Origin of the sequence: Aeromonas sp. SG16 (genome assembly GCF_024436135.1) — a bacterium.
Classification (GTDB): Bacteria; Pseudomonadota; Gammaproteobacteria; order Enterobacterales; family Aeromonadaceae; genus Aeromonas; species Aeromonas jandaei.
In genome coordinates this window covers 1559573-1572477 of the sequence record NZ_JANFNW010000001.1, presented here as the reverse complement: position 1 = coordinate 1572477, position 12905 = coordinate 1559573, and the positions used below count along the sequence as shown (strand labels likewise).

Here is a 12905-nt window from a genome sequence, read left to right as displayed (position 1 = left end):
TGATGAGAGCGACCATAGTGATATCGTCGATGATAGCCAATGGGTACTGGAGGATATAGAGGAAAATGAGAGCGATGGCGAGTCGCTGAATGATGTGCAAAGCGATGTGGTATCGTTCTCTGATGAGAGCGACCATAGTGATATCGTCGATGATAGCCAATGGGTACTGGAGGATATAGAGGAAAATGAGAGCGATGCCGAGTCGCTGAATGATGTGCAAAGCGATGTGGTATCGCTCTCTGATGAGAGCGACCAAGTATCCGGGCAACCCCTTGTCAGACGTAAACGGGCGGTGGCATCCGCACCATCCGGTCATGCTCGAGAGGCCGCCCCCCCGATATATCGTAAATGGCATCATCATATTCCAGCAGATGCATCTATCCAGTCAGAGCACTTTGATTTTGATAGTGGTATTCGTTATCAGGATTTATCTCCTCTGATGAAACAACACTCCTACCAACATGCCATTGGTTTCGTATTGCATCAAATAGAAAATGATAAGAGTCTCCCTCCAGAGATAAAAAACCGAGCTTATCTTGCCAGGATGGGAGCAAAAATGCTTGTTCCGATTGATATAATAGGGAACAAACTTAACAATACCCTTTTATTGCCTGACAGTGACGGTGTAAAGACGGGGGTGCTGATTTGTTTGGACTCAGATACTCCTTACTACCGTATCAGGCAAGGGCGTGACCTGCCTGCGTCGCTTACATCGGTGATGCCTTACAATGCTCGTAAGTTGTTTATTGGTCTGACTCAGAAAGGACTGGTGATTTTGCCCCGCACTCTTCCAAGAGCCACTATGACCATTGATTATATCAGGTCTGGTAGGATTAGTTTTGAACGACACTTTAATAGTGACAATCCACAGTTGATGGATATTTCGAGTCTTTCTGCACAACTGGCGAATACTATAGAGGCCGATTATCAACTGCAGGGCAAGACCATTACTAATAACTTATTAATGTCCAGAGCCATCGCCGGTGCTCATATGCCTGATGAAGGGATCAGTGTAACAGAGGCAACATACCATATTAGTGCCACTTGGGGAGGTTCGACGGCAGCAGAGTATCTGCGAGCTTTTGAAAGGCCATTCGCTACTCTCAGCAGAGATATGCAGTCAATCATCAGCTCCTATAGGGGAGAAACGGTACAAGAAGCCAATCGGCATATACATGAGGCAGAATATATAGGAAGCTGGATTGATGTTACAGTCGGGGCCGTCGCCTCATTAACGCCGGAAGGGTTTGCTATCAATATTCTGCAATCGGCAGCGGGTCTTGGTGCTGATGTATTAGAGGGTAAAGAGCTTGACCCAATGGCGATTGCTAATCTGGTTATAGGGTGCATTCCTGAGGGCAAACTCGTCGCTAAAATCGGAAAGTTCTCCCGTATTGGTGGCAGGGCCGTTAAATACGGGCTGATGGTTGGAAATAAAGCTCTCGACTTGGCTATCGTGGGCGAAAGCATCAAGACAGCGGTAAAGACGGGTGACCCTCTTGCCATTTATCAGGCATTGCTTGCCAGTGGTATGAGCGCCAGGAGTTCTTATCACATGGCAAAGAATATGTCACCAAAGCTAAACATAACTAAAAGTATGGAAGAGAGTGCTTCGCTGGAACAACTTGAAGCGATCGCCCAAGATACCCCAGAGTCTAGGTTACCTTCGACCATGACCGTGCGGAAATTCAGATTGGGGGAGACCGAATTGCTCGGTAGAATAAATAGTGGGGAACTGGAGATATCCAGTAATAATGGTGTCGACTGGGAGAAGGGAAGTAGACTTCATTTGCTGGCGTACCGTCTACAAAATGCAGGGGGCAAGAGCAAGCTTCCGATGGGGGAGGGCCGCGGGCTTCCGGCAGGGGAGGGTTACTGGCTTCCGAGAGGTGATGAAGCGGCAACATCTAAGGATAATTTACGAGCTGCGGAACATGCATCCTCTGAGGAAATGGGGAGTGAACATCAAGCTAGGAGCATACCATCGGTAAGTCGATATGAACCCCATATGTCCGGTGATGGAAAATACTATTCGATAGATTTAACGGGCGTCAGCGAGTTGCGTACCAAGCTGAGGCTGTATATGAGCAAGAAGGACACTCGTGTTCAACGATTTAATGAAGAAACGAAATCTTATTACAATGTGAATGATTATGATGTCGTGCCATACCAGACTGCTAGCTTTGGCACAACGCAGGTGGGCCATGAGGTAGCGCTGCAAGCATTACAGGATATGTATATAAAATATATGTCGTTGTATGAGATTTCAGCAGGCTATATCGGAAGTAGTGCGGAGGATTTGCAAGAGACTCTGGGAGCTGGGAAGCAGCTGATTGAGAGTATGAGTTGGGGTCTCTCCAACAGGCCAAACACCGAAAATTTACATTTCTTTCTGGTTGAAAAAACAGCGGGACCAGTTGCTGCCGACAAAATTCTTGGTATCTGCAAGATCGTTGATCGACAGCCAGGGGAGAACGGTGCAATCATTCTTGAATCGGCCGTTGTACACCCTTATATCCATATCAGTAAAAATACAGATTTTATCCGGTATGCTGCCAGCCGTGGCTGGGAACTTAGTCCAGAGGATAGAGCTCGCTATAATATAAAGCGGGTTGGCACTCAGTTGATGCGTGATGGGCTGAAGCAAACCATGCAAAAAATAGATAAAGAAGTACAGGGTAATGGCAGATTAAGCAGACCCGAAAAGATTCAATTCTCATCACGAAACTCGATTACGACACAAATGGCAGAGAAGTTTGATACTCACGGCAAGTTACTCAAGCCAGTTGAGACCATCAAACTGGATACATTTATTCAGCAACGTTCCAGTGAGAAATCCATAACGCCCGGCTCCTTTACTGTGGGACGCAAGACGTTGTTGGGTAGACGACAAGGCGGGCTTTTTGAGGTCTCTGTTGATAATGGACATACCTGGAAACCTTCTGAAAATATAGTCTTCCAGACCGCCTGGCGTTTGCAGAATGCTGGCGGGAAGAAACAGGGCTGGAACTCTGCAGTAATGCCTCGTGGTGTGGATCATCCGCGTCATAAGCCAATTGCTCGCACAGTTGGGCGAAATAGTTATGGCGAGAGTGCTATAGGGGCGCGAGCCAGAAGCGATCTGACAGAGGCAGGAGAGTGGCCTGGTGCTGTCGGAACTATGCCGGGCAGTGACAATGCATTTTTCGAACATGTTGATCTAAAGAGTGGTCCTGTTGATATAGATAATATTAACTCAGAACTATTGGGTCTCATGAGAGAGAGGGAACCCGCAGTTCGCTCTAAACCATTTGAGTTCGGTGGAAAAACTCTTCATGGTCGTGTGGAAGACGGTATATTCCTGACCTCCAAGGATGGGGGCGTGACCTGGCGTAGAGGAAATGTGTTGAAAGAATTTTCCTATCGCACCCAAACGACGGATTTATTGCCGTTTGGATTGAATTACTTTAAAGCATTAAAAGAGGCTGATCCGCTACGTCGAGTCAGCAAGGTGGCCAGGAAGGTCGCGCGAAATAATCGGATCGATGCTGCACAACCTAGGTCGAGGGTAAACGATCCATTAGCTTTGTATGGTGCAGGAGAGTCTTGGGAGTCGGTACTTAAACTGGAAAGAAAATGTGGCCTGATGACCAACGCGCAGTATAAGGAGGTAAAGGCGGTCATAAAGGGGAACTCGCACGCATTTGTGGGGAGTAATGCACGGATATTAACGAGTGCTGAGGAGTTACAGCGCATTCCTGCCGGTTATCGAATTGCTTTGTTAGATGATACTGGCACCGAACTGGTACATGGAATGTTAAGCGGAGGAAATGGACGAGCATACAGCTCGAAAAACTATGTTCTTGGTGGTCATGAGTATTGGTCTGAAATAAATATGGCCGATGCATTTAATTTTGTTAATGGCCGTTTTTATATTAAATCAGATACTACCCCATTTGGTAGAAAACCCTATAAAATTGCGGTTGATTACTATGCTGCCCCAGCCCAGTATGCGGCAGTTCGTTTACCAGCACGCCCTGTTCAAGAAAACGTTCTTGGTGTTGGTACAATTGGCACCGTAAATTTGCGTAATGATGGCCGGGTTGAGAAGATATTCAGTGTCCCGTTCTCTGATGAAAATAACTCGCGTTTAGTGAGTGCTCGTAATAATGTGGAGGGATTCAATCGTTATTATGGTGATGGCAGTGCAGAGGTAGTCAAGGATGCGATTCCTGGGACGACACCATTACAATATCAGGCTAAGAATATAATGCGACGGGTCGAAGGAGTATCGCTGGATACCATCGATGATATTAATGTTTTTAGGCTGATGAAAGATGATATTAAAATAAACAACCCGATTGATTCATTGACTCGCAAGCTAAAGGAAAAGGGGATTTTTCACAACGACATCAATGCAGGTAATATTATGTATAATGAAAAAACAGGAACGTTTGACCTGATTGATTTCGACAGTGCCACCTATACGGAGAGACAGGATGGTATTATTCAACCATTGTCGGATGCGCAAACAGAGGTGATGAGAAGTAAACTTACTTATGTTTTTGGCGACAATAGTATGAATGAACTGATGAAACGTAAAGGCATCACATCTGGCTGGCATGCATTATCTTATGATAGCCGCCTTATGGCTGAGCGGGATATGGTGGAAAAGTTTGCCGCTAGTGGTTGTAATGTTGGTTTCTCGAATAGAAAAAAACGGGCTCCATGTAGTTTGGTGCCAATGAAACATATTCTTAATAAAGAACATTTGGATAAGTTTATTACCCAAGATAGTTCTTTTAAAATGGTTAAAGATAATTTGCAAATGACTCTGGGGGATGAGTTTGATATTGACAAGGTACGCAGTCTTCTGTCTGAATACGCACTGTTCGCAAAGAGTAATGATGCTTATAAGAATATGACGTATGAAAAATTGGAATTTTTTCTTCAGGAGGATTTAACCCTTTCTCCTACACAGGAGAAATATATGACGTTACGAGGCTGGAGGCACAGCTTTGTTGATGAGGTTGATAGTACACTCCCGACCAATTATTGGTCTAAGGCATATACTGAAAAAGCAAAAAAGCCAAAGGTAAACGCACCTTTTGATTCAGTTAAAGAACAGGACATGCAGATTTCAATTTACAGAACGATGGGGGTTGAAGAGGCTGAGAGTATACTTAGAGGAGATTTTATTGACCTGAATGGACATCTTGGGGATTTGAAACAGGCAGCAACTTACTATCGTCAGAGTCAAAGTGAATCTAACGCTCAGGTAATTTTGAAATTTACCTTGAAACCAGGGGCTCACGTTCAGCTGTTTTCGCCTGATACTATTGCAATACAAAACTCAGGGAAAGGTGCAGGTTTGCTACACGGTGTGATCAGCGCTCGTCACCCTGGTCAGATGATTCAGACTGCATCTCGTGGAGAAGGCTTGCTGCCTAATTACATTGGAGTTAAGTCAGAAAACCATGGTGAGGGGTTTAGTTTTGGTATGGGAGAGAAGGGGGCAAACCGTTTAGGAAAGGAAAAATTCAGTAAACTTCTTGAGCATGTCGATGTTTTAATTGGACCGGAGAAGTATCGAGGGCGTTATTGGCATGTTAGTGAGGAGCCTTTATCTGAAGTAAGTGGAAATATTTCTGTGATAGGAGGATCATAAATAACAGTATTGTTCCTGATGGCTATTGAGGGGCATCTTATTTTGACGTTAGCGTGCCCCCCTATAGGGGGCACAAAGTGATTGCATGGTCATGTCTTTTTAGTCGTGATGTAACTACTGTTCGCTTCACTGGAAAAACTTGTCAGTAAGGAGTTCGGGCATTCAATAATATTCTGGTAAATAACCGATGTTGATGGCGCTGCATCTTGCTATGTATTTTGGTGCAAGGCATTTTTGGAATCTGTCGGCAAAACTAGAAATGACAAGATTCTGCTCTAGAATTATGATTGATTTTGTTTTTGAAGCTTCACTAGTGCCAGCACGTACTATTCAGAGAAAATTTATATTATCTACTGATAAATTGGCCCCGATCTAGGATCTCGTTATTACCGCATGAATGCTATCGCTGTGTAACGTTAATTTGATGAAGTTATCCAGTCATAAGTACTTGAACTTCTATTTGTTCTCAGGAGGAGCGCCATTAATATACAATCGGACGCTCCGTTACTATAAGGTCAATGATGCCGTATACATTTTTCCCCAATAAATATGAAACGATGCAGACCTGTATCAAAGAGATGCACAGCGATGCCGAGTCTGAAGATGAAAATTATTCCTACGCAGAAAATTCACTTTTACCATCTGCAAAGGAGGAGGATTCTGACCCGTTGGACAAATTGTCATTCGATGAAGCCGTATGGGCATATCAACGTATGCCACATGATGATTTGCCACTATGGGAACCTAAACCGACCCGCCCCTGGTTGGAACCACTTATCCGGTTAATTGATATCGGGGCTCCACTCCTCAGTACTTGGCTGCAAGCAGAGCCTCTCTTTGGGCCGCTACCTGAACCAAGGCAGAGCGGATTGGTTGTGGATGAGCCATGGAAGAGGCTCTATACCTCAATGAATACGATGGAGCATAGAGAACCGCTCATAGTTGCAATGAAGAAGGCACTAGATGAGTGGGAACAAGGCCAGGAAATTCAAGAGGGAGGTTATGCAGGGGAACTACATCGAGGGCGCAAGCTGGTTCAACGTTTGGAAGAGAACGCGTCAGAGGCGCTAGATGAAGTGTTGGCAAGAGAGGTGCTGGATTATCTGATTTTGTCTGATTTGGTCGCGATAAGGTCGGAAAAATCGACTCGGGATGCTGCAAGCTTGGATGTGATGTACCATTCATGCAACGAGGGAGCCTGCCAGGCCTGTATCTGTGCTGTTCCGGGGGATTTTGATGGGAAGGCTGGACATGTGGCGTCCGGTGGAGGAGTTACGGCTCCATTAGTTTCGGTCGTGGTTGCGGGTGCGGCGAGCTCTGTAGGGAGACCCGTGATGTACGAAAGCATCGCGGTGCTGCAAGCGGCACCATCTGCAGTGAGCTCTCTTGCTGCGGCAGTGAGAAGTGCTACCAGCAGTAGTATGTTGCGAAAAACGGCTTTAGGCAGTCTCCTTATTGGTGTACCTGCGGGAGCTTATGGCCTGTATAAGTGGATCATTGGTGCTAACGAGAGTGACCCGGTTGGTATGGAGAATAGCTTATCATCCACTAAGCAGGGGATTAAGCAGAAGCCGTTCCAGCAGGAAGAGCTCATGGAGCTTTTCGAAGAGCTTGATGTCCCCTATCTGGATTTTCTCTTTGAGTTGGAGCCGAGAGAGTTAGAGAATGGTGCTCAAGCACATTGGCGTCCTAACCAAGCAGAAAGGGTGGGTGTAGGCAGTACAGTCAGTCCTGGAGATGACCAGGAATACAGGATGGGGGTACAGGAACGCATTGATGAACACCCCGAGACTCAAGACTTCATCATGGATCCGTTAGGGTTCGCTATTTTTGAACAGTTAAAGAGTGTCGTGAATTTATCCCCGGAAATTGAACGAGCGAAGTGGCTTTCCAAAAATGAAAAAGACGTAGTTTATCTTCTGAAGCTGATAGAAGTGGCTGATATTTTTTCCAGAGAGTTCAGTATTGGCCATAGTAACCATCCTATCATGTTAGCGCTTCATAGATTTGTCGATGGGTTGAGAGCTATTGCTGAGAGGCTTCCAGGGGAATTTTCTGAGACGAAGGTGTCAGAGTTCAAACAGACTTTTGGTTGGGGTGACCTGAACTTAAAATATAAAGTGGCTGTGGATGAAATGAACTTCTCGTTAGCGGAGACAGTTTCATTGGCACCAGCAAGGAGGAGGGGGCGCGCTATTTCAGATACCGATTTTGACCCTGTAGAAGAGATAATAAATCATGGGGGTAGAGTACTACAGGATATTGAAACAGCTTATGATCCTATTCTTGTGCTTGCGGACTACCTTGATAGGTATATTGATAATTTATTATCAATATTTAATCGTGAGAATCGCGTCAACTTTACAAAAAATGACAAAGTGAGAATAAGGTTATTGAAGAAGCCGACAGGGATTATTATTACGTGGAGGATGTTCTATGAACACTATTTTTCAATAAAAGATATCGTTACTGGAAGATACCGGCTTATTATTAAAGATAAACTGATAGAAGAGAATATTCCTAAAGTGATGGTCTTCGAGCAATGTGATAGTCATGTCGAAGATGAACTGGTTCGTTGGTTGTGGCAAAAAGATTTACAAATAAGCATGATGTCGGCACTAAATGATTATCGGGGGAGGGATGGGCGGGAGAAAAGATACGCATTTTCTCGTGTGCTGCGTGGGAACATTATTTCACGTTGTCTGGCATATTTAGATAGTCCATTACGACGACCTGGATTTGATAGCGCAGTGAGGCGCTTTGTGGCAGGTGATGAAATAGCCCGCGAGGTTTTATTTGAAGGCGTGCCGCTGCATGGGGTGTTTTTTATCCCATATGGTACGGCAAGCGGTGTCTTATTTAGTGTTGATGAGGAAGCCTTTTTTCATATCGATGAGGTGTTGGCTTCCCAAGATCAAGGTATTTATGAATATCTGATTTCAAATGCGGTGGATCTTCTTTATGATTTTCCATTGCCTAAAGTACCCAGTACAGCAGAATTCAGAGCGTTTGTGATTAATAGATTGCCCGCTGTTGATGCAGAGCGATATAGAAATTCTTCTTTTGATGGGAGCGTTAGGCGAGAGATGGTAGATCCTATAATTTCTGGTGATGGAGCTTGGTATAAGCCAACCACCCCTTTCTCATTTAGGTACTCCGAGGGGATACAAACGACAGCCGATATAGCCATTTATAACTACCTGCAGCGAATCGAGCGTGATATTGATAGTCTTGTATATAGCCCAGGTGAAGAAGCGGAAATATTACGCATGGAAACGATTAAGCGTGTTTTATTCATTACTTCGCTTGCTCTGAGTACAGCTATACCGAGTTTTGGTGCAATCTGGTTCCGAATTTGTTTGTGGGGGGCTCATGCTGCGATTGATGTCGCTTATGTGCTTGCTACGTTGAGGCAGCACGAGATAGTGGATGACCCGGAGAGCGCGGAAGCTTATTACAAAGAAGCGATTATTGCCGGTACAGTAAGTGCGTTGGTGAACGTTGTGCCTGGTGGCAAGTTAGGTGTTTCAGGGGTAAGACGTGCCATGAAAGTCTACCGTGGAGTGAAACGGGTGGGAAGTGAAGGGATTGCTGCGCTATCAGCCAAGATGAGCTGGGGAAGTCTGCCTTATAGGGAACAGCTCACCGTGCTTGAGAATGCAGTGAAACGCAGTGATGAGGCCGTTGAACTTGTTCGTCTGGATGGTTCTTCCGAGGTGCTAGGACAAGTAATACGCCGGGCTGTTCCGGAAGGGGTTGTTTTGCGAAATATGGACACAGCATTGATGCACGTGCGAACAGGGTTGAAATCGGAGCTTTCTCGTCTCAGAGGACCAAATATCATATCGCTTAATGGGTTAAGACCTGCACGGTTATCACCATTCATGCTGAAACAGCCTAGGAGTTTTTTGGGGCCCGACAGTAGCATTACATTCATAAACAATGTCGTGGTGGTGCGTGCGCATGGAGCCCCCGCTGCTGTCAATTCTCTGCCAATCGATCAGCTAGTCTTTTTGCTGAGAGGGCACGCTGCTGCACGAGGCGTTAATTGGACACAAATAACAATGATTCGTCTTGAATCTTGTTATGGCGCTTTCGGTAACAAGTTTTCGACAGGGAGCAGACTGGCGGAAAAAAGCGGTAAACTGGTCATGGCATATGAGGGGAAGGTTACACCACAAATGATACATAACAACCCTTCTCTTGGAAAGGTATTTAGGCCAACCAGACCATCGCGAGGGATAATTAATCCCGATCGTGGGCATGCTTTTCTTTATCGTGCTTCGATGGTTGCTTTAAGGATTCGCTCTATGCTGGCACATCTTCATCGAGTGCCGCGAGGTGCAGATGAGTCTGAGGCAAGAAGACCACCACACGTGGATAGACCTTATAAAAACTTCTTGCTCGATGCCGTTAATCTGATTGAAGGGCGTTATGATGTCTCTTTATTTTGTGAGGTGCATGAAATTAATGTCGAGGCGCTTACCGAGTTGATGTCGCATATTAATGCTAGATCGGATATGGATGATGAAGGTTTTTTTTCATGCTTTGATAAATTGTTTTCGCCTGGTAAAACAAGATCTGAACAAGGTACGGTATTGTTTCATAAACTATTTGAATATGCTGACCCTATGTTAATGGAGTCGCCTCAAATGCAGTTTAATGCTAGGCAGCGGCCATCAAATAGTGACGGTGAAATCAATAAGGGAGAAGGGGTGTTAATTGACTACCATCTTCTCGACGGGCAACTCGACTCAAACCGTAATTGGGTGGGGTTATATCGTTTAGATGATCTTCCTAGTATTGAACCAGTGATATCATGGAAATTTCTTGAAGGTTCAGGTGGTAGTATTGAGATTGACACCTCCTCGTTAGAAGAGGGGGCGTATACAGCAAAATTTTTTTTTAATGGAAGCTATGATGAGTTAGGTGGGGGCGTGTATTTTTATGTAAGAGGTACAAGTTAGCGATGGAGTAGGCAAACAGTTAAATAGGTGGGGCTGCTTTTTATAGGTGTGTAAATTTAATGGCTGTCTATATTCTAGATTCTCTTTATATATATTGCCCAGCCAAAATTCCAGCCAGGTTTAAATAGCCTACTTTGCCAAGAAAACATTAAGTTTAATATCCCAAGCAGCGTTGCTGCCCAAATCGATGCAGCTTGAAGGGAACTTACTGAGGGGGCGGTGAGCTGATCACCACCATCTCCTTCAAGTCTGCATCATGGGCACGTCGCTTTACCCCATCACTAACTGGCCTAAATACAACAAGCCTTTGTGTAGTGGTCTAATCATCCCGGACACCATTTTAGGTGGTACAGTCGCCACCATGACCTGAAGTGTTCAATGACAAGATTACGTCGCTCATTTACTGCCGAATTCAAACTCGAAGCCGCATCCCTGGTGCTCGACCAGGGGTATTCTGTCCCTGAAGCCAGCCGTTCACTGGATGTCGGTTAAACCGTACTTCGTCGCTGGGTTCAGCAACTGCAATCCGAACGTTGTGGTACAACCCCAATCGGCAAAGCACTGACTCTGGAGCAGCAAAAAATTCAGGAGCTGGAAGCCCGCATCAACCGGCTCGAACGTGAAAAGGACATTCTAAAAAAGGCTACAACAGCTCCTGTTAACACTTCGACCATCTTCTCGTTGCTACTAGTACTGAACATAGTTCCAAGACTACCTCTTAAGTTAAGAGGGGTGAAGTGTCTGGATCTTCAAGGGGCCAATCTAAGAAGTGGCCGATTAAGGCCACTGCTCATTATTTTATTGGCAAATCACCAGCCACAAACTCAGCCCACGCATCCATCATAGGACGACGTTGGTCCAGCAAGTCAGTGCGGTGGTATGCAGCCTCAACCTTGTTTTGAACTGTGTGAGCTAACGCTCGTTCAGCGAGATCCCGCGCATAGCCCTGCTCACTACACCAGTCTCGAAAGCTGGATCGAAAACCATGCGCTGTTGCCAAACGGCCAGGAGTTGAGCTTGATGCTTTCACCCGTCGCAAAAATGTCGTTAGCACCATATCTGATAGTGGAACTTGATCGCGTGGTGAAGGGAAGACCAATTCATCATGCAACCCCTGTAATCCCATCAGTATCTCGACGGTTCGAAGAGATAACGGGACGCGATGTATATGTTTGGCCTTCATTCGTTCCGCTGGCAAGGTCCAGATTTTTGCTTCCAGATCAACCTCTGACCATTTCATTGCTCTCACTTCACCTGAGCGGCAAGCCGTCAGGATCAAGAACTCCAGCATTGAGCTAGTTACATCGTAACGCCGTGCTTTCCTTAGATGCTGCTGGACAAAGGCTGGAATTTCACGCCAAGGCATGGCTGGCTGATGCTCTGTACGAACGGCTTTACTGGGTTGTAATGGGAGCAAGTAATTTACAACATCGACTGGGTTTGCTTGGCAGTGACCATGTGCCCACGCCCAAGCCATTACCGCATGCAGCCGTTGTTTCACGCGGCTGGCAGTTTCAGGGATCTCCAACCAGATCGGCATTAAGACCTCCGCGATCTGTGCTGGAGTGATGGCAGATATTGAGTACTGGCCAATCATGGGGAATGCATACTGCTTGAGCGTCGAGATCCACTGTTTGCCGTGTTTGGGGTTTTTCCATCCAGGTAGCAGTTTGGAGTGAACTTCTCGAGCCGCAGCCTCGAAAGTTGGGATAGAGGGTTGGCTCTCCGCTGCACGTTTGAGTTCGAGTGGGTCAAGGCCATTGGCGAGTTGCTCTCGCATTTTCTGTCCTTGCTTGGTGGCATCCGCGATGGATATCTCGGGGTAAGAGCCTAACCCTGCATTTCTGCGTTTGCCGGTCACTGGGCTGACATATCGAAGCACCCAGTTGCCACGGCCTTTTGCTGTTGACGGATGAAGTGCAAGGCCTGTCACGCCACCATGAGCAATAGCTTTGTCGTCAGGCTTGAGATTGCGAGCTTTGGTATCGGTAAGAAGTGCCATAGGGAAGATTCCTTGAGAATGTGGCATGCCATGGGCATGCCATTCATTGTGCCATTTAGTGCAAGATATAGTCATTTTTAGTCGGATGACATTGGACTTATTTGCCTATAATTGATTGATTTTATATGTTTTTTATGGATGTGGTTGGCGTTGGTGGGACTTGATTGTGGCGGGCTGTCTCTCCGCCAAATCGTGACTCGGAACAGTCCGGGAAATACCTGAAACCCGCATAGCTTATGGCTCTGCGGGTTTTTTGTTTTGCTTACCCGGGCTGCATTTGATGTTTTCT

The 12905-nt window shown here is 45.8% G+C and carries 3 protein-coding genes and 1 pseudogene; 3 read left to right on the top strand and 1 reads right to left on the bottom strand.

Going from position 1 to position 12905, the window contains the following annotated elements; translation table 11 throughout:
- Window positions 1-94: 94 nt before the first annotated feature.
- The 3 genes and pseudogenes from NOM67_RS07105 to NOM67_RS07095 all read left to right on the top strand — a co-directional run.
- Window positions 95-5647 carry an AarF/UbiB family protein gene (locus NOM67_RS07105; RefSeq protein ID WP_255935064.1) on the top strand — a complete coding sequence of 1851 codons (5553 nt, stop codon included), beginning with the start codon at window positions 95-97 and terminating at the stop codon, window positions 5645-5647.
- Between the two features lie 521 nt (window positions 5648-6168).
- Complete coding sequence (locus NOM67_RS07100; protein WP_255935061.1) at window positions 6169-10614, top strand: hypothetical protein; 4446 nt, start codon at window positions 6169-6171, stop codon at window positions 10612-10614.
- Between the two features lie 378 nt (window positions 10615-10992).
- Window positions 10993-11256, top strand: a pseudogene (locus NOM67_RS07095) (transposase); the annotation flags it as partial.
- A 151-nt stretch (window positions 11257-11407) separates the two neighbouring features.
- On the opposite strand, the gene NOM67_RS07090 reads toward NOM67_RS07095, so the two are convergent.
- Window positions 11408-12616 (bottom strand): site-specific integrase, encoded by a 1209-nt coding sequence (locus tag NOM67_RS07090; RefSeq protein WP_255935060.1) that lies wholly within the window; start codon window positions 12614-12616, stop codon window positions 11408-11410.
- Window positions 12617-12905 lie beyond the last annotated feature (289 nt).

Bases quoted from the DNA above. Each gene is read 5' to 3' on its own strand.
- NOM67_RS07100 (WP_255935061.1), top strand. From the start codon at position 6,169: ATGCCGTATACATTTTTCCCCAATAAATATGAAACGATGCAGACCTGT.
- NOM67_RS07090 (WP_255935060.1), bottom strand. From the start codon at position 12,616: ATGGCACTTCTTACCGATACCAAAGCTCGCAATCTCAAGCCTGACGAC.